Source organism: Alphaproteobacteria bacterium (genome assembly GCA_030740435.1).
Classification (GTDB): domain Bacteria; phylum Pseudomonadota; class Alphaproteobacteria; order UBA2966; family UBA2966.
In genome coordinates this window covers 51,815-76,330 of the sequence record JASLXG010000031.1, presented here as the reverse complement: position 1 = coordinate 76,330, position 24,516 = coordinate 51,815, and the positions used below count along the sequence as shown (strand labels likewise).

The window sequence follows — 24,516 nt, the reverse complement described above, 5'->3', positions numbered from 1 at the left end:
CACGGAGCACGGCGCACCGAGCAACGCCGAGCTGGTGCGACGCATCGCCGAGCAGGCCCGCAGCCTGGGCCGCGAGGTCGCCGACGTGGCCGAGACCCGGGCCATGCTGGGCCTGGCCGGGGGCAGGGGCTGACGCGCTAGCTCATGACGACTTGGATATTGGTGTATTCCTCGAGGCCTTGCTGGCCGAATTCAACGCCGATGCCGGAGCCTTTGACGCCGCCGAAGGGCGCGTTGGGCTGGATCATGCCGTGCTTGTTGATCCACACCGTGCCGCATTCCATCTTCAGCGCGATCTCCCTGGCCGCCTCGAGGTCGTTCGACCAGACCGAGCCACCCAGGCCATGGGGATTGTCGTTCGCCCTCTGCACGACTTCGTCGACATCCGAATAGCGGATGATCGGCAAGGCCGGCCCGAACTGCTCTTCATCGACCAGGGGCACGCCGTGATCGACGTCGGCGATCAAGGTGACGGGGAAGAAATGACCGTTCAAAGCCGTGCCGGGCTGGCCGCCCATCAACACCTTGCCGCCCCTGTCGACGGCGTCCTTGACCAGGCGACTGACCTTGTCGAACTGCATCTTGTTCTGGATCGGACCCAGCACGTTTTCCTCGTCCAGGCCGTCGCCCATCTTCATGTTGGCGGCGAAGGCCGTGAGTTCCTGGCAGACCGCGTCGTAGACGTCGTCGTGCACGTAGAGCCGCTTGAGCGCGGCGCAGGTTTGCCCGCCATTGATGAAGGCGCCCCAAAAGAGGCCCTCGGCGATCTCTTTCGGATCGACGTCGGCGAGCACGATGCCGGCGTCGTTGCCGCCCAGTTCCAGGGTCAGGCGTTTGAGGGTTTCGGCGGCGTTTGCCATGACGTTCTTGCCGGTGGCGCAGGAGCCGGTGAAAACGATCTTGGCGATTTCGGCGTGCGCCGACATGGCGGCGCCCAGTTCATCCTCGCCCGCCACCAGGTTGACCACGCCGGCCGGCAGGATCTCGTTCATCAGCTCAAGCAGCCGAATTGTCGAAAGCGGGGTAAAGGGCGAGGGTTTGATGACGACGGTATTGCCCGCCCGGAGCGCCGGAACGATGTGCCAGACGGCGATCATCACGGGCCAGTTCCAGGGCGTGATGGAACCCACCACCCCGATCGGCTTGCGGTGCATCTCCACCCTGCCTTCGTTGTCGTCCTGCAAGACCTCGACCGGCAGCGCCAAATCGGCCGTGTAGTGGGCCCAGGCCGAGGCGCCGCCCAATTCGAAGCGGGAGCCCAGGCCGTTCAGGGGTTTGCCCTGTTCCAGGGTCAAAAGACGCGCCATATCCTCGGCCCCCTTCTCGATGGCCTCGGCGATGGCGTGACAGGCGCCGGCCCGCTCCTCGTCGGGCGTCACGCTCCAGCCCTTGAAAGCTTCCGCCGCCGCCTTCACGGCGTAGTCCAACTGATCGACCGTGGCGCTGGGGGCCAGTCCGACGATTTCGCCGGTGGAGGGGTTGCGGACCTCGAAGGTGTTCGAGGTCTTCGTCGTGAAGCCGTTGATGATGAGCGGAAAGCTTTCCATGGTGCCTTGCCTCCCTTTGCCTCTGCTGTTCGGGCGTCCTGCCATCCGGCGTTGTTTGCGATTGTCGCCGGCTAATTGTATACTGTATTCAAAGAGCTGGATTTGCAAGCCATGAAGCCGAAAACCGATCCTTATTGGTGGGAGGCCATCGAACGGGAAACGGAGGCCGACCCGGAGTTCGCTGAGAGCTATGACGCCGTGGTGGTGGGCGCCGGCCTGACCGGCGCCTCGGCGGCCAGAACCTTGGCCAAGAACGGCGCCTCCGTGCTGGTTCTGGATGCCGAGCCTCCGGGTTTCGGCGCCAGTACACGCAACGGCGGCATGATCGGCGAAGGGCACCGGGTGCCGCTGGCGCAAATGGCCAAACGTTACGGCCTCGAGACGGCCCAGGCGCTGTTGCGCGAGATCTACATCGAGCCCCTGAACTTCGCCAAGAAAACCATCGCCGAGGAAGGCCTCGACTGCGATTTCAAGACCCACGGGCGCTTCCGCGGGCAATGGAGCAAACAGGAATACGATAGCACCGCCCGTTCGCTCGACGAGCTCAGGGAAATCGCGCCCATCAACGTCGAAATGGTTCCCCGCGAGCGCCAACGCGACGAGGTCGGGAGCGATCTCTATTCGGGTGGTCTGCTGTTGCACGATCACGGCGGCCTGCATCCCGGCAAATACACCAACGAGCTGGTGCGGGCGGCGCGCCAAGCCGGCGCAAGGGTTTGCGGCAACACCAGGGTCACGGGCGTCAAACCGGCGGGATCCGGCTTCGAGGTCTCGACCCCGAGCGGCATGGTCCGCGCCCAATCCGTGCTGATGGCCACCAACGGCTACACCGCGCCTGCGTTTTCCTGGCTAAAGCGCCGCATCATTCCGGCCAAGGCCTTCGTCATGGCAACCGAGGAATTGCCGCCTGAGACCATCGACGAAATCATGCCGGGCCGGCGCATGGTCGTGGAGACCCGCAGCCGGCACTGTTACTTCCGGCTCTCGCCGGATGAAAAGCGGCTCATCATCGGCGGCCGGGTGGCGCTCTCCGACATCTCGCAGGATGCCGCCGTGGCGGGTCTTTGCCGGCTGATGAGGCAGATCTTCCCGCAACTGGCAGCGGTCAAGCCAACCCATTGCTGGCGCGGCACGCTGGGCTTCACCTTTTCCTTCCTGCCCCATCTCGGCCAGCACGACGGCGTTTGGCACGCCATGGGGTATTCCGGCAGCGGCAACGGCATGGCGCCTTACCTGGGCCACAAGGCGGCGCTCAACATGATGGGCCTGCAAGGCCGCGAGACGGCCTTCACCAAGACGGCCCTGGAGACCCGCGTCTGGCACCGTGGCCGGGCCTGGTTCCTGCCTTTCGCCCACGCGCTTTATCGCGGCATCGACATGCGCGAAAACCTAAGGCACGGCAAGTAGGGCGGCGGCCGTCTTCAACGGAATGAACAACCGCCTCGGCAGGGTGGGAAAAGCCTTGAAACCGTATTTCTCGTAGAAGGCTTTGGCCGGCTCGTTCTTGGCATCGACGATGACGGCATAGATACCGATGGATGAGGCCGCCTCGGCGGTCCGAGCAATGGCATCCATGAGAAGGTATTTGCCGAGGCTCAGGCCCTGAAACCGTTCATCAACGGCGAGACGGCCGATGAGCGCCGCCGACAGCGGGTATTTCGGCAGCTTGCGGCTCAAATCGGCCGGAAGATTGCGGGCCTCAACGGCGGTCGCGCTGAGAGCGTAGAATCCGGCGACAACAGCTCGATCATCCAGGGTGGCCACGAATATCCGGCAGACCCTGCGCCGTACGTCCTGGCCCGCCTGGGTGCGCAAGTAGGAATCCAGAGCCGCCTCGCCGCAGGAGAAGCCCGCCCGGTCATGATGAGTCCCGAGCGGTTCTACGCTAGGGGCTTTGTTAAGAGGCATCTAGTCGCGAGATAGCTCGCGATACCACTTCATTGCCTCGCTCAAAGCCTGGTTGGGTTCCGGCGGGTTCAGAATGGCGTCGAAGAAGAGGTCACGATCGCGGTCACCGAGTACCATCCTCTCGTGTTCCTCGATCACCCGCTCCGCGGCATCCACGGCGTTGCTGAGGACAAACTCGGAAAGGGATTTTTGCGAATACCTTGCCGCCCGCGCAATTTTTCCTTTGGCATCCGCGTCAAGACGCAGATGCATACGCTCCTTCTTCATCTCGCTCGCGCGGACCATCGCAGCCTCACGTCGTTACCTTGAAGATCCCGAGCAGTGTACGCCTTAGTGGCGTACAAATCAAGATATCCCGCGGGCGCGCAAACGTTGCTACATATTGAGCAGGTAACGATCCATCTCGACCGAGGTGACCTGGTTGGCGAAAAACTCAAGCTCGCGTTCGGCCTGGCCGACCAGGATGCCCAGCGAATCCGGGCCCAGAACCTGGCTCATGAAGTCCGAGTTCTTGGCCAGCTCCACGGCCGTCGCCAGGTCGGTGGGAATGGGCTCGTCGTCGGCCGACTCATAGGCATTGCCCGGCGTAGCTTTGCTGGGCTCGAGGCCTTGCTCGATGCCCTCCAAGCCGGCGGCGATCTCGCAGGCCAGCAGGTAATAGGGATTGCAGTCGGCCGAGCCATCGCGTTTCTCGATACGCACGGCGGTGTCGTTGCCCTCGATCACCCGGATGCCGACGGTGCGATTGTCGACGCTCCAGGCGGTATTGATGGGGCAGAAGGTATAGGGCTGGCGGCGGCGGTAGGCGTTCGGCGTGGTGGCCGAGGCCAGCGACATCTCGCACATGCGTGACTGCATGCCGGCCAGGTAGTTGAGCCCCAGCGCAGACAGCTTGCCGCCCTTGGCGAAGGCGTTCTTGCCCTTTTTCCACAGCGAATGGTGGCAGTGAAAGCCGTTGCCGGATTCCTCGGCGAAGGGTTTGGACATGAAGGTGGCCAGGTAGTTCTGCGATACCGCCAGCTCCTTGACCAGGCTGCGGAAAGAGACGGCCCGGTCGGCGCTGGCCAGCGCCTCGCCATAGCGGATATTCACTTCCACCTGTCCCGCCGCGTATTCCGGATTGGATTGCTCGATGGGGATGCCGACGTCGTTCAAGTGCCGGCGGATGGGGCCCAGGACGTGCTCCAGTTCGGCGGCCCGCGCCAAGCCGTAGACCTGGATCCCCCGGTCCCTGGGCTGCAGCGTTTCGGGATCGAGCAGGTAGAATTCCAGCTCAGCGCCGATATTGACCTCGTAGCCCATGGCCTCGGCCCGTTCGAGAACGCGGACCAGGGAATTTCGCGGATCGATGGGCACCGGTTTGTGGTCCATGCCCTCGAAACGCCCGAAGCAGAACCCCACGCCCTCCTCCCAGGGCATGGCATGGACCGGGCCTGCCGGAAACAGGTGCATGTCGGGGTAGCCGTTGTCGAAATTGGCGTAGGGCGTGTCCCAGACATCGCAGGTCATGTCGATGGCCAGCGTGGCGATAGAGAGCGCCACCCCCTTCTCGCAGGCCGTCGGCCAGTGACTGGCCGGAATTCGCTTGCCCCGCATGATGCCGTTGGTATCTCCGGCACCCAATACGATGGTGTGTATGCCCGCCGGCAGTTCGGCACTATTTGCGCTCATGTCGATCCTCCCCTGGAATCATGTCGGCGATTGACCTCGCCTTTTGACAGCGTTCTTAACCCACCCCGCTATGACCAAGAATATACCTTATCGATTCCCGCCATCTTGACACCGGTGAAAGCCGAGGCCTCCATCGACAGTGCCCTCAGGTCTTCGACCTCCAGGTTGTGCACGGAGGATTTGCCGCAGGCCTTGGCCAGCAGGGTGATTTCCATGGTCATGGCGGTGAGGTAGCGCGCCACCCGCTCGGAAGCCGCCGGCACGTCGACACGGGCTTCCAACTCGGGCTCTTGCGTCGCCACGCCCACCGGGCAGAGCCCGGTGTGGCAGTGATGGCATTTGCCCGGCGAGGTGCCAAGGGCGGCGTAGTCGTCGAAGTAGCGCGGCGAATTGCAGCCCAGCGCGATCATCGAACCGGTGCCGATCATGACGGCATCGGCTCCCAGCGCCAGACACTTGGCGGCGTCGGTGCCGGAACGGATGCCGCCGGCCGCGACCAGCGACACCTTGCCCGACATGCCGCAGTCGTCCAGCGCCTCCCGCGATGCCCGGATGGCCGAAATCGTGGGAATGCCGGTGTGATTGATGAGCAGCTCGGGCGAGGCGCCGGTTCCACCCTCGGCGCCGTCGACGACGATGACGTCGACGCCGGCCTTGGCGGCGATGGCCACGTCGTAGCGCGGCCGGGTGGCCCCCATCTTGAGGAAGATCGGCACCTGGTAATCGGTGGCCTCGCGCAATTCCTCAATCTTGATCTGCATGTCGTCGGCGCCGAGGAAATCGGGATGGCGCACGGTCGAGCGTTGATCGACGCCTTGGGGCAGCGAGCGCATGTCGGCCACCCGTTCCGACACCTTCATGCCCAGCAACAGGCCGCCGGTACCGGGTTTGGCGCCTTGGCCCACGACCAACTCGATGGCGTCGGCCCGGCGCAGATGCTCGAGGTCGAGCATGTAGCGCGACGGCGTCATCTGGTAGACCAGGATTTTCGAGGCCCGGCGTTCGTCTTCCAGCATGCCGCCCTCGCCGGTGCAGGTCAGCGTGCCCACCTTCGAGGCGCCGTAGCCCAAGGCGGCCTTGGCGTTGGCCGAGAGCGCGCCAAAGGACATCGAGGCAATGTAGATCGGTATGTCGAGCTCCAGCGGTTTCTCGACCAGTCCCGTGCCGCCGCCGAGCGTGGTCTTCGAGTCGCAGCTTTCGCGATAGCCCTCCAGCGGCAGCCGCGTCATGGTGGCCGGCACGAAGGTCAAGTCGTCGAACGTCGGCAAGCGGTGATTGAAGGAGTTGAAACCCCGGATCTGGTAGCGGCCGAGGCGCGACAGGGCATGGATTTCGGAGATCGATTCCGGCGTCCAGCTTACCGATTCGCCCCGGTCATAGGATGCCGGCACGCCGGCCGGACGTTCGGCGACGCCGCCGTCCGTCATGGCAACCGCTTCCTCGGTCGGCATTTCGAAGGGGTATTCGTAGCCCGAAGTCAGATCATCAGCCATGCGCTTGCGTCCCTACTTTCAAAATGCCAAAGACGTTGGGCGGAAACGATTTTTTGCCAGTCTCGCGCGTTGTCCCCGAGACCACGGCTGGCCAGGAGCTGCTCCACCGAAGCCACCTCCTCGGGCGTCGGCTCAATCGTCTTGGAATCGACGCCCAGCGATTGGATGGGGCCGGCGACCCAGACTTCGCCGCCCCACAGCGAATCGGCCGTCGCTTCGCCGGCGCCCCCTAGCGCGATAATGCGACCGGCGTGCGCCATGAAGCCCGACATGTAGCCGACCTGGCCTTCGACGATGATGTCGCCGCCTTTCATGGCAACGCCGCAGCGCGGCCCGGCATCCCCCCGGATGTGGATCAGGCCGCCGCGCATGGAGGCCCCAACCGACATACCGGCGTAGCCATGGATCAGGATCTCGCCGCTGGCCATGGCTTCGCCCACCGACCAGCCGACGTTGCGTTCGACTTCGATGCGGGCGCCGTCGTTGAGACCGCCGCAGTAGTAGCCGACGCTGCCTTCGAACAGCAGATCCGAACCTTTCGGCAGGCCAATGCCCAGATTGTGCCGCGAGCGCGTATCCTTGACGATGGTGCGCTGGCCTTCGCCCAGGGTGGCCCGAATTTCCTTGTTGACCTCCCGGATCGGGCGATCGCCAACGATAACGATACGCTCGCTCATGCCGCTTCCTTCAAGGCAGCGATCGGCCAGGTATTGGTCATGCTGGGCCCGTCGTAGTTGTCGACCACATGGTCGCCGGGATAAACCGTGCGAACCGCTTGTTCCTCCGTCGCCACCGCCATCTCGCCGGCTTCCTCGACGGCGACCAGGGGCTTGATGGCCCAGCGGTCCTTGGCGAAACCCATGCTCTCGGTGTTCGAGATCAGGTAGGTAAAGACACCGTCGATTTCGGAAATGGAGCGCTCCAGCGCTTCGGCCTGGGTCAGCCCTTTCGACATCTGGTCGGAAATCCAGACGGCGATCAGTTCGCTGTCGTTGTAGGTCATGAAGCGATAGCCGGCCTGCTCGAGCTTGTCGCGCCAGGTGTAGTAGTCGGTGATTTGGCCGTTGTGAACGATGGCGATGTCGGGAAAGGGCCGGGCCCAGAAGGGGTGGCTGGCGGTAGGTGAGACCGAGGATTCGGTCGCCAGCCGGGCGTGGCCGAGACCGTGGGTACCGATGAAATCACGGATGCCATGCTTGTCCGCCACCTCCTTGGCGCCGCCCAGATCCTTGATGATTTCCAGCGAACGACCCACCGACTGGATTTCGATGCGCTCGCAGATCTCGTCGGCTTGGCGCGACCAGGCGGCAAAATCGCTGGGGTCGGTGATGGTCAGGCGCAGTGAAACATGTTCGCTGCTGGCATCGTCATGGCTGGGATCGGCCATGAAATCGGAGCCGAATTCCCGCAGGATATCGAGAAAGTCCTGTAAATCGTCGGACAGACGATCGCGCCGGGAAGCCATGGCGCGGACGATGTAGCCCTGCTCCAAGGCCTCGCCATAAAGCGCGAAACCCGTGGAATCGGCGCCCCGATGGCGCTGCGCTTCCATCAGGCCCACCAGGTCGGCGCCCACCGTTCCCGGCGCCCCCAAGATCCTTCCGGCAATTCCACACATTTTCGGCCTCACCCTATTTTTGGATACTGTATACAAAAAGCATGGTCATTTGTACGCCGCCCGGCGGCCCGGCACAAGTCCCCGAGGCAAGTGTTTGCTCATCGCATCGGTTCCGGGTTGGTGGCGATGATGCCGTTGGGCCGGAAAACCAGGAAAAATATCAGGATCAGCAGCACGGCAGCATCACGGAAGACGACAAGTTCGTCGGGCAGGATGCTCAAAAGGGTGGCCTCCAGGGCGCCCAGCAGGAAGCCGCCATAGAGCGCCCCCTTGGGGTTCGTCAGACCGCCGATGATGGCGGCGATCAGGGCCTTGATCATGGGTGTCAGGCCAAGCGTCGGGAACACCGCGCCGCGCTGGGAAATCCATAGCAAGGCGGCGATGCCGGCCAGCACGCCCGAGAGGAAGAAGGCCAGCGCAATGACCCGGTTGGCCCGGATCCCCATGGCGCGGGCGATGTCGAAATCGGCGGCCGAGGCGCGCAGCGCAATGCCCAGCCGGGAATTCGCCAGGAAGAACCTCAGCAGCAGCAGCGACGCCAGGGCGACGATGATGGTGAATATCTGGGCCCGCCCGATGAACACGTCGCCGAAGGTGATATAGCCCGAGAGGAACTCGGGGATCGGGATGGGCTTGGCGCGGGGGCTGATGGTGACCTGAAAGATGACGTGCAGAGCGCCGGATATGGCGAACGAGGTTATCAGCAAGGTCATGGGGCTATGCCCCCTGAGCGGTCGGAAGGCGATGCGTTCCATGGCCAGGGCGCAACACCCGGCGAACAGGATGGCAATCACGACGGCAAGCCAGAAGGGCACGCCCCAGGCTGTTTGGAAGAGCAGGGAATAGCCGAAAAGCGTCATCAGATCGCCGTGGGCGAAATTCAAGAACCCGAGTTGGCCGAAAACCACGACCAGCCCCAGCGCCAGCAGGGCGTAGATGCTGCCCAGGTTGAGCACGGCAATGAGATATTGGACGAAATCTTCCAATGCTATGCCCGTTCCCGCGCGATCACACCGCGCCCAGATAACTGTCGTGAATTTCGGGATCTTGCGCCAATTCCTCGGCCGAGCCGGACTTGGCAATCAATCCCAGCTCCATGACGTAGGCCCGGTCGGCCACGGCCAAGCTCTTCCTGACGTTTTGCTCGACCAGCAGAATCGTGGCGCCGGCCTGGCGGCATTCGGCGATGATTTCGAACACCTGCGACACGATCTTGGGCGCCAAGCCCAGTGAGGGCTCGTCCAGGATAAGGAAATCGGGATCGATCATCAGCGCCCGGGCGATCGCCAGCATTTGCTGCTCTCCCCCGGAAAGCGTCCCGGCATCTTGATCGCGCCTCTCCCGCAAGGCCGGGAAGCGATCCATGACCACTTCGACACGCTCCTCCGCCTGTGGGCGCGTCAGTGTATTTCCGCCCGCCTTCAGGTTGTCCAGCACAGACAGCGATTTGAAGACGCGGCGGCCTTCGGGCGCGTAGGACACACCCAGGCCGGCCCGGTTCTCGACCGGCACCCTGCCCAACGAGACGCCGTTCAACGATATCTCGCCGCCAGCCAGGGGAACCAAGCCCATGATGGCGTTGAGCGTGGTGGATTTGCCAGCCCCGTTGGCGCCGATAATGGTAATCAGTTCGCCCTTCGAGACCTCGAAGGAAACCCCCTTCACTGCGGCGACGGGACCGTAGGAGATCTCGAGATCTTGGACTTTCAGCATTTGCACCACCGGCGATCCGCCGGCGACAACCATCGCCGACGGATCATCGATACCGGTCCGTTACTTCCTGGCGGTCGGGATTTCCGCCGGATCGAGCTTGATCGACTTGAGGTATTTCCCCTTGCCACCTTCGATTCGCATGACGTGAACCGGCAGGTTGGGCGCCTTGCCGACACCACGGAAGGTGACCGTGCCGATTTCGGTTTGCACGTTGGCCAATTGGCCGAAGGCATCGCGAACCGCCTTGGCGTCGGTGCCGCCGGCGGCCTTGACGGCGGCCTCGACCAGACGCATGGCGGAATATCCCACCATGGCCGGATAGTAGGCGTCGGCATTGCCGAACTTGGCTTCGTAGGCCTTGACGAAGGCCCCGGCGGCGGCACTGGCCGAGGGCGCCGCCATGGTCACGTAGTGAACGCCCTCGACGACCTTGCCCAGTCCCTTGACGGAAGGCTGGTCCAGCACGTCGGGGCCCAAGTAGGTTGACTTGACGCCACCGGCCCTGAGTTGGTTGATGAAGATCGGGAAATCGTTGTCAAAGGGCATGCCCACGATGACGTCCGGTTCCGAGGGCATTTTCCTGATGGCCGTCACGACCTTGGAGAACTCCTGCTGATCGTAGGCGAAGGTGGATTGCCCGATCACCTTGCCGCCCAGCTTCTCGAACAGGTCCTTGAAATAAAGCGGCAGGAATTCCGTGTAGGGATCGAAATCCGAGGTAATGATGTAGGCGGTTTTGGCCTTCAGATCGTGGCGCGCGAATTTGGCGTATACGCCACCCATGTGGGCGTCCGACATCATCACCAGATAGCTGCCGCCACCGGCCCGGACCGGGATGGTCGGCTGCGAGGCGATGGTGTGCATGATCAGAAGGTTTTTCTTCTTGACCATGTTTCCCGCCGCGATGGCGGCGGGCGAAATGGCGGAAGAGATGAAGGCGTTCAGCTTTTCCTTCTTGAGCAAGGCGGCGACGGCAATTGCCGCTTTTTGTGGATCGGAGGTGTCATCGCGTTCGATCACCTTGACCGGGTACTTGCCGAGCAAGCCGCCCCTCTTGTTGGCTTCCTCCGCATACATGTTGACGCCTTGCATGAACGGCGCGTCGTAAGCCGCCATGAAACCCGTGCGGGCGCTGACAGCGCCAATCACGAAATCTTCCGCCATCGCGGGAGCAGTCCATACCGCCAGCAGACTGGTAATGGCCAAACCGGCAGCCAGTAATCTTTTCACAGACATGATCGTTCCCCTGTTGAGTGGTTGTACGAGTTTGTTATTTCGGGTTTTCCAACGGCTCTTCTCCGACGTATGCCTCAATGACATCCGCGTTGCTGGTAATGTCCTTGGGTACTCCTTCCGCGATGAGCTCGCCCTTGTTCAGCACATAAACCCTATCGCAAAGCTGCATGACCGTCTTCAGGTCATGCTCGACGAGCAAGATGCCGATGCCAAAATCGGAAACGATTTGCTGCAGCCGTTCCTTCAGCGCCTCTGTCTCCGCGGCGTTCATTCCGGCCACCGGCTCATCCAGCAGCAAGAATTTCGGTTCCAGCGCCAGCGCCCGGGCGATCTCCAGCTTGCGCTGGTCGCCGTACGCCAAATTGCCGGAAATAATGGCTGCCTTGTCTTCCAGGCCCAGGATCGAGAGCCAGCCCAGCGCTCGGCCTTCGGCCGCGCGCCGTGGCAATCCCGGCGTCCGTGTGGTCACCGCCGAGATCACGTTCTCCAGCGCGCTAAGGGAGGCAAAAAGCCTGATGTTCTGAAACGTCCGACCCAGGCCCTGCCGGGCCAGTTTGACGGCACTCCATTGGGTGGCGTCCTTGTGGTCGAGGATAATCCTGCCGTCCGAGGCAAAAAGGGATCCGGTCAGAACATTGATGAAGGTGGTTTTGCCGGCACCGTTGGGACCGATCAAGCCCACCACTTCCGCGGCCTGCACGCGCAGGCTTACGCTGCTCAAGGCACGCAGGCCGGCGTAGACCTTCGAGAGGGATTCGGTTTCCAGCACACTGTCGCCAGGGACGGTGTAGGCCGGCACTTCATGGCCCCAGGCGGCACGGCCGGAAGCGGCGGAGGGCGCTGCGAACAGCACCGCCAGCTCGCGATACCCCAACACGCCTTCCGGGCGCGTGTAGAGGATGATCAGGATCAATAGCGAAAAGGAGATCGCCGTAAGCCCAAATACCAGGGGAAACTCGAAGCCAAAGGCCAGTTCCATCCCAGCGAAATTTCCCAGGTATTCCTCAGTCGTGCGGAAGATTTCCTCGGCGATGGTGATGACCACGGCGCCGATGACGCAGCCGCTTATGGAGCGGTAGCCTCCCAGGATGATCATCACGACGAAGGCGAAGGTCTTGTCCAGGTAAAAGCCGCTGGGGGAAATGACGCCGGTAACATGGCCGAACAAAGCGCCCGCCAGGCCGACGATGCCGGCGCTCGCCACCCAAAATACGAAGATATGAAATTGCGGCTCGATGCCGATCGAACGCGAAGCCTGCTCCTCGTCCCGTGTGGCTTCCATATTGCGGGCCAGGCGCGTGCTCTTCAAATAGAAGGCCGCGGCCAGGGCGATCGCCAGGGCGCCGATGAAGACCGGCCAGGTCGCCTGTTCGGTCGGAATGCCATATAGCGACTGCTTGCCGTTGGTCAGGGGTTTGCCGCCGATAAAAAACAAATAGGCGATGACCACCAGCCCGAAACTGGCGATGACCGCCGAGGTATCGCGCAAGCGCATCATGACGACGCCGGAAACGGCGCCGACCAGCATGCTGGCCAGCACCGCCACCGGGATCGACAGCGGCAGCGACCACTCCGCCTGCTGCACGAACATCGGCATGTCGGCGAGGAGGAAGGATTTCATGCCGGGGGGCAAGGTGAACCAGGCCGAAACGTAGGCGCCGATGCCAAAAAACGCGACATGGCCGAAGGAGAGGATGCCGCTGGTGCCGCAGAACAATCCCAGTCCGGCGGCGGCGATGATGTTGACGCAACCCAGCAGCAGGAGTTCGCGCCCAACGAGTTCGGTGACCGAGGCGAGGCCGATGACGGCGAGGATCAGTGGAAATAGGATGCCCAGCGAGAGCGCACACTCACGGGTCCGCCGATCGATGCCCCTCATTCCTGGAGCACTGGCTGCGCCAACCTCGACCGACATGCGCCTAAGTCTCGGGCTCAGTGGCAAGGATGTCGCCAGGCGTCCAATGGCCGGCAATCGGCGAGACAGCGTCGGCCAAGTCCCGTCGCCACTCGCCCCATTCCCACTTGCTCAATTTGCCCGCCTCCCCCTTGGCCCGTATGCCCCTCCCGAAGGGATTCGATCAGTATTTTTTTCTTGTTGAATTGAATACTGTATCCAATGAAGGATAGCAGTCGCGACGCTCAGCGGCAAACGAAAATCTCGCCGAGAAGGGCAAACGGCGCCAGGGCGCCGGACCTATTTCCTGGTCCCGCCGCGGCCTCGATAGCGAGCACGAATTGATCGCTCGGATTCGCTGTCAGTCGTAGGAGATCTCGCCGTCGGGCGTGTGGATGATGGCGTCGACCTCGATCTCGACCATCATTCCGGGCGTGGTCAAACCAGCCTCGACGCCGGTCAGCACGGGTTCGATGTCCTTGAAGGTTTCGCCGTGGGCCCGGATGAAGCCGCCGGCGTCGCGCATGTCCGTGACGTAGGCTTTGGTCCGCACGACGTGGCGCAGCTCGGCACCGACGGCGCCCAGCGCCATCTCGATTTGTTTGAAAATGAAGACGCTTTGCTCGTAAATGTCATAGGGCGCGTGGAGTTCGCCCTTGTGCATCGAGGTGGTGCCGGCGATGTAGACGAACGGCCCCACGCGTTTGGCCCGGGCGTAGGAGCCCGCTTTTTCGAATCGGCCGCTTCCGGAAGCTGACAAGACTACCATGTATCCTGTATACAGTACCTTGCTGGAAGAGGCAAAGCATGAAGTTTAGACGCGCCCCCAACGTTCAACCGCGACTAGCGATCTACGTTTACGAGCAGATCCTATCGGCCATCGTCGACGGCGAGATCCAGCCGGGCGAACGCCTGATCCAGGAACAGATCGCGGCCGAGATCAATGTCAGCCGCACACCGGTGCGGGAGGCCCTGCTGCGCCTGGAGCAGGAAGGCATATTGTTGCAGTCCGGCCGCAAGGGCTTTTCCATCCGCGATATCTCGGACCAGGAAGTTCGGGCCATGTACGGCGCCCGCGAAGCCATCGAGGGCCATGCCGCCTACCTGCTGGCCGCCAACGCCTCGGCCGAAACGCTTGCCGAGCTAAAGGCCAGCGTCGACGCCGAGTTGCAACCGGACGAGCGCACGCTCAAGGATGAATTCATCATCAACCGCGCCATCCACCGCCTGATCGTCGAAAAGACCGGAAATCCGGTGCTGCTCGAGATGTTCGAGAATCTTTGGCACCGGGGCATATCGCTCTGGCTCTTCGCCATGACCCAGAGCGGCAATGTGCGCCCCGATCCCGAGGCGCACCTGAAGATCTACGAGGTCATCGCCAAGGGAAAGCCGGAGGAGGCGCACAGGGAGATGATCCTGCACATTCGCGACGGCCTGAAACTGCACCTCAGCGAAGACTAGAGCGGGTCAGACCACGCCGTAGGCCTGACCCAGATCAGCCGCTTTTTGCTCCAGCGCCCTGACGGCCTGGGCCATTACCGCGTTGACCGGCGCCTCGAGACCCAGCAAGGGCGCCTCGCGGGCCACGGCGCCGTTGAGGTAATCGATCTCGGAGCGCCGGCCGGCCAGCAGGTCGAGCATGACGCTGGGCCGGGCCTTGGGCATGCCACCGGCGAAGTCGCGGATGAAGGCGATGGGATCGTCGTAGGGCAATGTTATGGCCTTGGCCGCCGCCAGGGCCGCCGCCTCCTCGACACAGGCACAGGAAAGCGCGAAGGCCTCGGGGTTCGAAACTACCTGACCCAGCCTGAGGCCGGTCACCGTCGAGACGGCCGAGAAGGCGATGTTGCCCAGCATCTTGCCCCAGATCATCGACTGGGCGTCGTCGAAGGCTTCGGCCGTGAAGCCGGCGCCCCGCCATATCTCGACGCAGTCCCGCACGCGGCCGTCGGCGGCCCCCTCGGCGGCCGCCATGTGCACGAACCTCATGCCGTTATGGTGCACCCGGCCGGGCTCCTCGACCGAGGAGCCGAAGCCGCCGGCGATGCCCAGGATGAGACGTTCCGGCGGCACCAGCGGCGCCATGCGCTCGAGCGCGCCCAGGCCGTTCTGGATGACCAGGACGTTGGTCTGGTTGCCCATCAGCGCCGCCGCGCCACGCACCGCAACTTCGGTGTCGTCGGCCTTGGTGGCAACCACCACCAGCTGGCAAGCGCCGACTTCGGCCGGGTCGCCGCTGGCGGCGATGTCCAGCGTGCGGTCGCCGCTCATGCCCTCGACCCTGAGGCCGTTCGCCGCGATGGCGGCCACGTGCTCGGCCCAGCGGTCGATCAGCCAGACCTCGTGGCCGGCTTCATGAAAGTGGGCGCCGTAGACGCAGCCCATGGCGCCGGCACCCAGGATGCCGATCTTCATGCCGAACTACCCGCCGATGCCTCCGCGGCCACCATTTCGTAGGCCGGCAAGGTGAGAAAATCGACGAAGTCCTCAGTCGTAATGAGTTCGGCGAAAATGCCGCTGGCGGCCTCGAAACGGCTGGCAGCATAGGCCTCGTCCCCCAGTTCGGCCTTGATCCCGGCCATCTCCTCCTCGAGCACGGCCTGGAACAGGTCGCGATCGATGACGCGGCCGTCGTCCAGGCTGGCGCCGTGGCGGATCCATTGCCAGACCTGGGAGCGCGAGATCTCGGCCGTGGCGGCGTCCTCCATGAGATTATAGAGCGGCACGCAGCCGACGCCGCGCAGCCAGGCTTCGAGATAGCGGATGCCGACGTTGACGTTCTGGCGCAAGCCGGCCTCGGTGATGGGCCCCTCGGGCACCTCGAGCAGGTCGGCAGCCTTAGTCGCCACGTCCTGGCGCTGACGGGCGATCTGGTTGGCCTCGGGCATCTTGTCGTCGAAGATGGCCTTGGCGATGGGCACCAGTCCGGGATGGGCCACCCAAGTGCCGTCATGGCCGTCGCCGGCCTCGCGTTCCTTGTCGGCGCGCACCTTGGCCAGGGCCTCTTCGTTGGCCTCGGCATCGTTCTTGATGGGGATCTGGGCCGCCATGCCGCCGATGGCGTGGACGCCGCGGTGGTGGCAGGTCTTGATGGTGAGCAGGCTGTAGGAGCGCATCAGGTGGCGCGTCATGCCGACCTCGGCCCGGTCGGGCAGCACGCAGGCCGGGTCGTGGCGGAACTTCTTGATGAAGCTGAAGATGTAGTCCCAGCGGCCGCAATTGAGGCCGGCCGAATGCTGGCGCAGCTCATACAGAATCTCGTCCATCTCGAAGGCCGCCAGGATGGTCTCGATCAGCACCGTCGCCTTGATGCTGCCCTGGGGCACGCCCAGGGCCTCCTGGGCCGCCACGAAGACATCGTTCCAGAGCCGAGCTTCGAGATGGCTCTCCAGCTTGGGCAGATAAAAATAGGGCCCGCTGCCGCGTTGCAAAAGGGCCCGGGCGTTGTGGAAGAAGTAGAGCCCGAAGTCGAACAGCGAGGCCGATATGGGCCGGCCCTCGATGGCCACGTGGTTTTCCTGCAAATGCCAGCCGCGGGGCCGCACCAGCAGCGTCGCGGTCTTGTCGGCCAGGCTGTATTCCTTGCCCGAGTTGGGATCGCGAAACTCGATCTCGCGGCGCACCGCGTCGCGCAGATTGATGTGGCCCTCGATGAGATTGGACCAGGTCGGTGTTGTGGCATCCTCGAAATCGGCCATGAAGACGCTGGCACCCGAGTTCAGGGCGTTGATGACCATCTTGCGGTCGACCGGGCCGGTGATCTCGACCCGGCGGTCGAGCAAATCATCGGGCAAGGGTGCGACGCGCCAGTCGGCCGCCCGCACGGCCGCCGTTTCGGCCAGAAAATCGGGCTTTTCGCCGGCGTCGAGCCGGGCCTGCACCTCCTCGCGACGGGCCAGCAAGCGACGCCGTTCGTCGCCGAAGCGGCGCTCCAGCATGGCCACCAGGCCAATGGCCTCGGGGCTGAGGATCCGATCAAAGCCCGGCCCCAATTCGCCCAGCACCTCCACGCCCTCGGCCGCCCGGGCCAATTCGTTCTCTGTCATACCGTTCGCTTCCCCGTTGTTATTCCGTCTCTCACTTGGCGCCTATTTCGGCCACCTCGGGCGGACGTTCAAAGCCCGAGGGCAAGGCCGCGCCGCTGTCCTCTATCCAGGCCAGCACGTCGCGCCAAACCGTCTCGGCCTGCAGATCACGCAACAGCATATGATAGCCCTCGGGGTAGATGACCAGCCGGCGCCCGGCCGACAGCCGGGCCATCATCAGGCGGGTGGCGTTCTCGGGTATCACTTCGTCACGTTCGCCGTAGAGCACCAGCAACGGTTTTTCTACCCGCGGCGCCGCCTGCAGCGCCGCGTCCATCAGCTCGACCAGGCCCCAAACGGCATCGCTGCGGCTTTCCTTGATGATCAGGGGATCGCGGCCCAAGGCCCGCAGCATCTCGACGTTGTCGGAAGGCTTGATGCCGAGGCCACTGCCGGAATAGCGCCGCCAGGGGGCCAGGTGGGTGGCAAACCACAGCGCCTCGGCATAGCCGGGCGGCAGAACCTTGCGCCCCCAGATGGCGGGCGCCAGCAGCACGGCGCCTGCGACCTCGCGCTCGAGGAAGTCACGTGGTGAAGCGGGCCCGGTCTCCGCCGCGCCCAGCGCCGTCAGGATCACGGCGCCGCCCATGCTCGAACCCAGCAACACGATGGGCGGGTCCGGATGGCGTCGGCGCACCGCCCGCACGACGTCAACCAGATCGCCGACCATGTTGTCTGTGCCGCCCCAGATGCCCACCTCCACCGTCTCGCCGAAGCCGCGCTGGTCGTAGGCATAGACGAGCAGGCCGCGTTCGGCCCACCAGGCGGCGGCGGCGGCGAAAGCCTGGCGATAGTCGTTGAAGCCATGCAGCGCCACCATCACGGCCCGCGGCCGGCCGGCCGGTGCCCAACGCTCGACCGGCAGCCGGTGGTCGTCGCCGGTGACGATACGGCCGCGCGAGAAGATGGGCTCGGCAAAGGGCGGCCCGGCCTCCTGCTGGCGCGGCAGGCAGCCGCTCGAGGCCAAGCCCAGAAGGGCCAACAGGAGAGGCAATAGGGTTCGCACGGGCGCAGTTTAGGATATTTCGCGTATTACGTCCCTAGCCCGCGGGCTGGTCACTGACTATTAACCACCTCGTGGCATGTTACCGGCGATGGCCCCCGTCAAAACAAACATCGTCCGCCTGGCCGAGCAGGCCGATGCCGCATCCGTGGCAAACGAGAATGCCGCGAGCGGCGCCGAACTGTCGTTCCGCGCGGGCGAGGACCACTTCGAGCGTTTGACGGCGTTGGCCGCCGACATCTTCGACATGCCCATCGCCGGCATTGCCGTGGCCGAGGGCGGCGGGCTCTGCTTCAAGGGCGCCGTCGGCGTCGATGCGACGGTGCTGCCGCCACTGAGCGACCTCATCGCCCGGGTCCTGCGCAACGACGAGATGGTGTTGTCAGCGCCCGGCGGGGAAGCTGGAGCGACGGCGGACTTGGGTTTCTTCGTCGGTCTGCCGCTGCACGATAGCGCCGGCCGGCCGCTGGGCGCCGTGGCCCTGGCGGATCGCGGCAACCGCCCTTTCGGCGAGCGCCAGCGCCAGCGCCTGGAACGCCTGGCCGCCATCGCCGAGCAGGAACTTTGTCGCCCCGCGGCGCAGCCGGCCACGGCCGCCAATGCCGAGGAAAGCATCCACCAGGGCCTCGGCGAGCTCAGCGGCCTGGCCCACTTTCGCAGCCAATTGCGCGCCGCCGCCGGGCGCTCGGACCGCGACGGCGGTCTGGCGGCGGTGCTGCTGGTCGGCCTCGACCGCTTCGAGTTGATGTACAACGTGGTGGGCCGAGACGACAGCGACGACGCTTATCAATTGGTGACCGAGCGGCTGCTGGCCGGCAGCGGACCCGACACCACCATCACCCGCCTCGGTGTCGACCAGTTCGTGGTGCTGATCCCGGCGGCCCGCGACCTCAACCAGGTGATCGGCGCCGCTCAGCGCATTCTGGCCGCCTTTGCCCGGCCGCTCGAGGCCGAGGGCCGCGAGACCCACCTGACGGCCAGCATCGGCATCAGCGTCTACCCCTTCGACGGCGCCGACGCCGAAACCCTGCTACGCCAGTCCAGCGCCGCACTGTTCCGCTCGCAGCGCGAGGGTGGCGAGCGCTACCATTTCTGCACCCCCGACATGAAACGCGCCGCGGACGAGCGCTTCGAGCTCGAGCTGGCGCTGCGCAAGGCCGTCGAGCGGGGCGAGCTGGAGTTGGTCTACCAACCCAAGGTGACGCTCAAGGACCGGCGCATCGCCGGCATCGAGGCGCTGGCGCGCTGGTCGCACGAGGGCCTGGGGTCGGTGCCGCCGGAGAAATTCATCGCGCTGGCCGAACAGGCCCACAGCATCGGCCCGATCGGCGACTGGGCGCTCGGCACGGCCTGCCGCCAGGCCAAGGCCTGGTTGGATTCAGGCCTCGACGTGGGCTGCATCGGTGTCAACGTCTCCAGCCACCAGTTGCACGACCCGGGCTTCGCCGACAAGGTCGAGAAGATAATCGACGAAAGCGGCCTCGCGGGCCGCCACCTGAACCTGGAGATCACCGAGAGTTCGCTGATCCGTGACGTGGGCAGCGTTATCGCCGCGATGGAGCAATTGGCGGTGCGCGGCGTCAGCTTCTCGATCGACGATTTTGGCACCGGCTATTCCTCGCTCAGCTACCTCACGCGGCTGCCCATCAAGGCCGTCAAGATCGACCGCTCGTTCATCGCCAAGATGACCTCGGAGCAGAGTGACGCCGCGGTCGTCGAGGCCGTCATTGCCATGGCCGGCAAGCTCGGCCTGACGGTGGTGGCCGAGGGTGTCGAGACACCACAGCAACTGGCGCGTCTCAAGCAGTTCAACTGCGACGAGGCCCAGGGATTCCTATATTCCGAACCCCTGCCGGCAGCCCACATGGAGGCGCTCTTGCGGCGCATCGCCGAGGCCCGCTCGGCAAAACAAGCAAGCTGAAATTTAGCTAAAGCGGCGGCGGCCGCAGGTGGGGGCTGAGGCGGTACTCGGCCTCGCGGACGGCGCGCGTCACGGCGAAGGTCATGAGCAGGTAGATAACGCCGGCGGTCAAAAACAGCTCGTAAGGTGCGAAGCTGCGGGCCACGATCACCCGGGCCACACCGGTGAGGTCCAACAGCGTGATGGTGCTGGCCAGCGCACTGGCCTTGAGCATCAGGATCACTTCGTTGCCATAGGCCGGCAGCGCCATGCGCATGGCCCGGGGCAGGATGATGCGGCGATAGAGCAAAAGGCGCGACATGCCCATGGCCCGCGCCGCCTCGACCTCGCCAGCCGGTACCGCCAGAATGCCGCCACGCAGGATCTCGGCCGTGTAGGCCGCCGTGTTCATGGTGAAGGCGATGATGGCGCACCAATAGGCCTCGCGCAGCACGGGCCAGAGAAAACTCTCCCGCACCGCCTCGAACTGGCCCAGGCCGTAGTAGGTCAGGAAGATCTGCACCAACAGCGGCGTGCCGCGAAAATAAAAGATATAGCCGTAGACCGGCATCCACAGCGCAGGATGGCGCGACACCCGACAGAGCGCCAGGGGCAAAGCCAGCATGATGCCCAGGATCAACGACAGTGACACCAGTTGCAGCGTCAGCACGGCGCCTTCCAGCAGCCTGGGAATGCTTGTCACCATGAGCTCGAAATCCACCGCCACCCCCTAAAGCTTGCCGAAGCCGCGGCCGGCGCGGTTCTCGGAGTATTGCAGGGCGGCCATCGAGACCACGGTCAGGCCGAGAAAGATCAGCGCCGCCGCGGCGTAAAAGGTAAACGGCTCGCGCGTCGCCCCGGCGGCGATGCTGGCCTTGCGCATGATCTCGTCGAGCCCGACTACCGAGATCAGGGCCGTGTCCTTGAGCAGCACCATCCACAGGTTGCCCAGCCCCGGCAGCGCGTAGCGCCAGACCTGGGGCAAGAGGATGCGCCGAAACTGCAGCACCCGCCCCATGCCGACGGCCCGGGCGGCGTCGATCTGGCCCGGCGGCACGGCCAGGATGGCACCGCGGAAGACCTCGGTGGCATAAGCGCCGAAGACGAAGCCCAGCGTCGCCACCCCGGCCCCGAAGGCGCTGACCTCGACATATTCGTCATGGCCCAGGAGCTCGAAGATCCTCTGCAAGGCCATGGTGCCGCCAAAGAACAAGATCAGCAGCAGCAAAAGCTCGGGCACGCCGCGGATGATGGTGGTGTAGCCGCCGGCCACGGCCCGCGCCGTGCGCGAGCCCGATAGCTTCATGGCGGCACCAATGAGGCCCAGCACCAGGCCCACCGCGACCGAGGCCAGCGCCACCCGGATGGTCATCCAAAGCCCGACGCCGAGCATCCAGCCGAAGCCGTGAAGATCCATCACCCGGGACCGGCGGGGTTCATACCAAGGCGCGGGCCAAGGCGCGGGCCAAGGCGCGGGCGCCACCGACCGCGAAAACGATCAGTGGCGCCCAACAACGAACCTAGGTTCACTTACCGTAAACGTCGAACTTGAAGTACTTGCCGTTGATCTTCTGGTAGGTGCCGTTGGCGCGGATGGCGGCGATGGCCTTGGTGAAGGCGGCGGCCAGGTCGCCGTCACCCTTGCGCACGGCGATGCCGGCACCGTCGCCGAACCACTTGGGATCGGTGAAGTCGGGCCCTATGTACTCTGCGTTCTTGCCGGCTGGGGTATTCAACAGCCCCTCCAGCAGGGCCACGCTGTCGGCCAGCAGCAGGTCGACGCGACCGGCGCTGAAGTCCAGGTTGGCGTTCTCCTGGGTGTCGTAGGACTTGATCTCGACGATCTTGCCGTAGTTGTCGCGCAGGAAGTTCTCGTGGATGGTGGCGCGCTGCACACCGACCGTCTTGCCCTTGAGGCTGGCGGCGTTGATCTCGATGCCCGAGCCCTACTTGCGCACGAACTTGGCCGGCGTGGTGTAGTACTTCTTGCTGAAGGAGACCTTCTTCTTGCGTTCCTCGGTGATCGACATGGAGGCGATGATGGCGTCGTACTTCTTGGCCATCAGGGCGGGAATGATGCCATCCCAGTCTTGCGCCACGAAGGTGCATTGGGCCTTCATCTGGGCGCACAGCGCCTTGGCGATATCGACGTCGAAGCCCTGCAGCTTGCCGCTCTTGTCGATGAAGTTGAACGGCGGGTAGGCGCCTTCGGTGCCGATGCGGATTTTCGACCAGTCCTTGGCGGCGGTCGGCCCGGCGGCGATGGCCAGGACGGCGGCAGCGGCGATGGCGACGAGCAGTTTCTTCACGGGGGTTCCTCCCTTGGCTTGAGGCGTGCCGGATATTTCCCGCTACGTTCCTCCCTCCGCCCCCGGGCGTCAACTGATATGTGCGGCCAGGAACTGGCGGCAGCGTTCGGAGCGTGGCTGGCCGAAGACCTGGGCCGGCGGGCCCTGCTCCTCGACCCGGCCCTGGTGCAGGAAAATCACCTCGCTGGAGACCTCGCGGGCAAAGCCCATCTCGTGGGTCACCAGGATCATGGTACGGCCCTCGTCGGCCAGGTCGCGGATGACCTTCAGCACCTCGCCCACCAGCTCCGGATCGAGGGCCGAGGTGGCCTCGTCGAACAACATGACGTCGGGTTCCATGGCCAGGGCCCGGGCGATGGCGGCGCGCTGCTGCTGGCCGCCCGAAAGATGCGCCGGGTAGTGGCCCTGCTTGTCGCTGATGCCTACCTTGTCGAGCAGCGCCAGCGCCCGCTCTTCGGCCTCCGCCTTGGCCACCTTGAGCACGTGGACGGGCGCCTCGACGACGTTTTCCAGCACCGTCATGTGGGACCAGAGATTAAAGCTCTGGAAGACCATGCCCAGCTTGGTGCGCAGGCGGTCGACCTGGCGCGGATCGGCGGGCTCGGCCATGCCGTCCCGGCGTTCTTTCATGGCGATCAACTCGCCGGCCACCCAGACGCGGCCGGAATCCGGGATTTCGAGAAGATTGATGCAACGCAGCAGCGTGCTCTTGCCCGAACCCGAGGCGCCGATGATGGAGAGCACGCCACCTTCCCGGGCCGCCAGCGAGACGCCCTTCAGCACCTCCAGCGCGGCGAAACTCTTGTGCAGGTCCTCGACCACCAGGGCGGCATTTTGTTCGGCCACGATGTCCTCCCGTCCGCCGAAGCGGCATCCGCGGGCGACGTTAGAAGGCTTTCCCCAGCGCTGCAAGCCGCCGCGCCGCTGGCCGCCCGATATGCCGCCGCGATTGACAGGCCGCCACTTTCCGTCTAGGGCACCGCAAGTCGTTTCGTGCCGATCCGCCATGGGGGCTTTGTCGACACGGCCATGGGGTTGCGTGTTTTCCTGTTCGTCGCCTTTTGCGTGCTGCTGTTGCAGCCGTCGGGCACGCACGCCCAATCGCCCGAGCTCGGCCAAGCCTATCAGCGCTTCAGCGGGCATTTCGCCGCCCACCGCATCGCCGCCGCCACGCCCTTCGCCGAAAGGGCGCTGGAGTTGGCGCAAAGCGAGTTCGGCGCCGATCACGACAGTACCGTCAACATGCTCTTCAACCTGAGCGCCGTTTACGGCCTCCTGGGCCGGCTCGAAGAAGGCATTGGCTTGGGCCGGCGCGCCCTGGCGGCGCTGGAAAAGAAGCATGGCAAAGGTCCCGAGTTGATGCCGGTTCTCGACAGCCTGGCCGATATGCAGCGCTCGGCCGGCAGGGCCGATCAGGCGGAACTCCTGTTGCACCGCCTGCAAACCATCGCCCAGGCTGCGAAGCTCGATCAGGCCGAGGCGGCGGCCCTGGAGAAACTGGCCGAGATCGATCTCGAGGCCGGCCGCCACGAAGAAGCCAAGACACGTTTTCACCAGGCCTTGACGCTTTATGAGCGTGACCAAGCCAGCACCGGCCCGGCCGCTGCCCGGGCCCTGGCCGGCATCGCCACCGCGCTTTCGCGCCTGGGCCGGCGGCGCCAGGCCGCCGATCATTTCCGCATCGCCCTCAAGCGGGCCGGCGACGATGCAGTGTTGCGGGCCGAGATCCTGGACCGTAGCGCCGAGGCCGAGGCCCGGGCCGGGCGCTATGTCGCGGCCGCCAGGCAGTTGAGGGAATCCCTGGCGCTGGTGGAATATGCCTTGGGGGCCGAGCATCCCTCGCTGATCGAGCCGCTCGGCCGACTGGGCCAGGTCGAGCGCGCGGCCGGCCGTCTGAGCCACGCCGAGCCGCCCTTGCGGCGGGCGCTGGCGCTTATCGAGCAGGCCTACGGCGGTGCCAACGGCCGCCTGGCCAGCGCGCTTTTCCAGCTCGCCGAGGTGCTCAGGGCCCAGGAGCGCTACGACCAAGCCAAGCCGCTGTTGGTCCGGGCCCGGGCCATCATGGCGGCCGGCGGCAGGAGCTGATTCCGCCATCAAGGCTTGATCGCGGTCGGGGTCCACCTTATTGTCCGCTGGCCC

At 64.6% G+C, this 24,516-nt stretch carries 23 protein-coding genes and 1 pseudogene; 5 read left to right on the top strand and 19 right to left on the bottom strand.

The window, feature by feature from the left end:
- Positions 1 to 133: 3-keto-5-aminohexanoate cleavage protein (locus tag QGG75_03780; GenBank protein MDP6066361.1), on the top strand; the 133-nt coding region annotated here is incomplete at its 5' end.
- A gap of 4 nt (positions 134 to 137) precedes the next feature.
- On the opposite strand, the gene QGG75_03775 is transcribed toward QGG75_03780, so the two are convergent.
- Positions 138 to 1,547: an aldehyde dehydrogenase family protein gene (locus QGG75_03775; GenBank protein ID MDP6066360.1), complete on the bottom strand. Its 1,410-nt coding sequence runs from the start codon at positions 1,545 to 1,547 to the stop codon at positions 138 to 140.
- Positions 1,548 to 1,658: 111 nt separating this feature from the next.
- Here QGG75_03775 and QGG75_03770 point away from each other — a divergent pair, with 111 nt between their 5' ends.
- Positions 1,659 to 2,954 (top strand): FAD-binding oxidoreductase, encoded by a 1,296-nt coding sequence (locus tag QGG75_03770; GenBank protein ID MDP6066359.1) that lies wholly within the window; start codon positions 1,659 to 1,661, stop codon positions 2,952 to 2,954.
- Here QGG75_03770 and QGG75_03765 read toward each other — a convergent pair.
- The 11 genes from QGG75_03765 to QGG75_03715 form a co-directional block, all read right to left on the bottom strand.
- Positions 2,937 to 3,311: a GNAT family N-acetyltransferase gene (locus QGG75_03765; protein ID MDP6066358.1), complete on the bottom strand. Its 375-nt coding sequence runs from the start codon at positions 3,309 to 3,311 to the stop codon at positions 2,937 to 2,939. The two genes, QGG75_03770 and QGG75_03765, sit on opposite strands and share 18 nt — an antisense overlap.
- A 144-nt stretch (positions 3,312 to 3,455) precedes the next feature.
- Positions 3,456 to 3,740, bottom strand: coding sequence for a DUF1778 domain-containing protein (locus QGG75_03760; GenBank protein ID MDP6066357.1), 285 nt, complete (start codon positions 3,738 to 3,740; stop codon positions 3,456 to 3,458).
- A gap of 90 nt (positions 3,741 to 3,830) precedes the next feature.
- On the bottom strand, positions 3,831 to 5,126 hold the full coding sequence (locus QGG75_03755; GenBank protein ID MDP6066356.1) for a glutamine synthetase family protein: 1,296 nt from the start codon (positions 5,124 to 5,126) through the stop codon (positions 3,831 to 3,833).
- 68 nt (positions 5,127 to 5,194) lie between these two features.
- Positions 5,195 to 6,619 (bottom strand): FMN-binding glutamate synthase family protein, encoded by a 1,425-nt coding sequence (locus tag QGG75_03750; protein MDP6066355.1) that lies wholly within the window; start codon positions 6,617 to 6,619, stop codon positions 5,195 to 5,197.
- Positions 6,604 to 7,296 carry a glutamate synthase gene (locus QGG75_03745; GenBank protein MDP6066354.1) on the bottom strand — a complete coding sequence of 231 codons (693 nt, stop codon included), beginning with the start codon at positions 7,294 to 7,296 and terminating at the stop codon, positions 6,604 to 6,606. Before QGG75_03745 ends, QGG75_03750 begins: the two co-directional genes overlap by 16 nt.
- On the bottom strand, positions 7,293 to 8,213 hold the full coding sequence (locus QGG75_03740) for a class II glutamine amidotransferase (GenBank protein ID MDP6066353.1): 921 nt from the start codon (positions 8,211 to 8,213) through the stop codon (positions 7,293 to 7,295). The genes QGG75_03745 and QGG75_03740 overlap by 4 nt, the downstream gene beginning before the upstream one ends.
- A gap of 122 nt (positions 8,214 to 8,335) precedes the next feature.
- Positions 8,336 to 9,223, bottom strand: a complete 888-nt coding sequence (locus QGG75_03735) for a branched-chain amino acid ABC transporter permease (GenBank protein MDP6066352.1) — start codon at positions 9,221 to 9,223, stop codon at positions 8,336 to 8,338.
- A 22-nt stretch (positions 9,224 to 9,245) separates the two neighbouring features.
- Entirely contained in the window at positions 9,246 to 9,956 is a 711-nt protein-coding gene (locus tag QGG75_03730) for an ABC transporter ATP-binding protein (protein ID MDP6066351.1), read from the bottom strand.
- A 54-nt stretch (positions 9,957 to 10,010) separates the two neighbouring features.
- Positions 10,011 to 11,099, bottom strand: coding sequence for an ABC transporter substrate-binding protein (locus QGG75_03725; protein ID MDP6066350.1), 1,089 nt, complete (start codon positions 11,097 to 11,099; stop codon positions 10,011 to 10,013).
- Positions 11,100 to 11,220: 121 nt separating this feature from the next.
- Positions 11,221 to 13,101, bottom strand: coding sequence for a branched-chain amino acid ABC transporter ATP-binding protein/permease (locus QGG75_03720; protein MDP6066349.1), 1,881 nt, complete (start codon positions 13,099 to 13,101; stop codon positions 11,221 to 11,223).
- Between the two features lie 340 nt (positions 13,102 to 13,441).
- Complete coding sequence (locus QGG75_03715; GenBank protein ID MDP6066348.1) at positions 13,442 to 13,840, bottom strand: Rid family hydrolase; 399 nt, start codon at positions 13,838 to 13,840, stop codon at positions 13,442 to 13,444.
- Positions 13,841 to 13,887: 47 nt separating this feature from the next.
- Here QGG75_03715 and QGG75_03710 point away from each other — a divergent pair, with 47 nt between their 5' ends.
- Positions 13,888 to 14,541 carry a GntR family transcriptional regulator gene (locus tag QGG75_03710; GenBank protein MDP6066347.1) on the top strand — a complete coding sequence of 218 codons (654 nt, stop codon included), beginning with the start codon at positions 13,888 to 13,890 and terminating at the stop codon, positions 14,539 to 14,541.
- A gap of 6 nt (positions 14,542 to 14,547) precedes the next feature.
- Here QGG75_03710 and QGG75_03705 read toward each other — a convergent pair whose 3' ends face one another.
- The 3 genes from QGG75_03705 to QGG75_03695 are packed head-to-tail and all read right to left on the bottom strand — an operon-like array spanning position 14,548 to position 18,147.
- The gene (locus QGG75_03705) at positions 14,548 to 15,495 is read right to left on the bottom strand and encodes a 2-dehydropantoate 2-reductase (protein MDP6066346.1); all 948 of its coding nucleotides are present in this window, start codon (positions 15,493 to 15,495) and stop codon (positions 14,548 to 14,550) included.
- On the bottom strand, positions 15,492 to 17,126 hold the full coding sequence (gene aceB / locus QGG75_03700; protein MDP6066345.1) for a malate synthase A: 1,635 nt from the start codon (positions 17,124 to 17,126) through the stop codon (positions 15,492 to 15,494). The genes QGG75_03705 and aceB overlap by 4 nt, the downstream gene beginning before the upstream one ends.
- Positions 17,127 to 17,157: 31 nt before the next feature.
- A complete protein-coding gene (locus tag QGG75_03695; GenBank protein ID MDP6066344.1) occupies positions 17,158 to 18,147 on the bottom strand; it encodes an alpha/beta fold hydrolase in 990 nt (329 codons plus the stop codon).
- 112 nt (positions 18,148 to 18,259) lie between these two features.
- On the opposite strand from QGG75_03695, the gene QGG75_03690 reads away from it, so the two are divergent.
- On the top strand, positions 18,260 to 20,089 hold the full coding sequence (locus QGG75_03690; GenBank protein MDP6066343.1) for a bifunctional diguanylate cyclase/phosphodiesterase: 1,830 nt from the start codon (positions 18,260 to 18,262) through the stop codon (positions 20,087 to 20,089).
- A 7-nt stretch (positions 20,090 to 20,096) separates the two neighbouring features.
- On the opposite strand, the gene QGG75_03685 is transcribed toward QGG75_03690, so the two are convergent.
- From QGG75_03685 to QGG75_03670, 4 genes and pseudogenes are all read right to left on the bottom strand, one after another.
- Positions 20,097 to 20,789: an ABC transporter permease gene (locus tag QGG75_03685; protein ID MDP6066342.1), complete on the bottom strand. Its 693-nt coding sequence runs from the start codon at positions 20,787 to 20,789 to the stop codon at positions 20,097 to 20,099.
- Between the two features lie 9 nt (positions 20,790 to 20,798).
- A complete protein-coding gene (locus tag QGG75_03680; protein MDP6066341.1) occupies positions 20,799 to 21,485 on the bottom strand; it encodes an ABC transporter permease in 687 nt (228 codons plus the stop codon).
- Between the two features lie 109 nt (positions 21,486 to 21,594).
- A pseudogene (locus QGG75_03675) lies at positions 21,595 to 22,368 on the bottom strand (ABC transporter substrate-binding protein).
- Positions 22,369 to 22,446: 78 nt separating this feature from the next.
- Entirely contained in the window at positions 22,447 to 23,223 is a 777-nt protein-coding gene (locus QGG75_03670) for an ATP-binding cassette domain-containing protein (protein MDP6066340.1), read from the bottom strand.
- Positions 23,224 to 23,406: 183 nt separating this feature from the next.
- On the opposite strand from QGG75_03670, the gene QGG75_03665 reads away from it, so the two are divergent.
- Entirely contained in the window at positions 23,407 to 24,462 is a 1,056-nt protein-coding gene (locus QGG75_03665; protein ID MDP6066339.1) for a tetratricopeptide repeat protein, read from the top strand.
- The last annotated feature ends 54 nt before the right edge of the window (positions 24,463 to 24,516 follow it).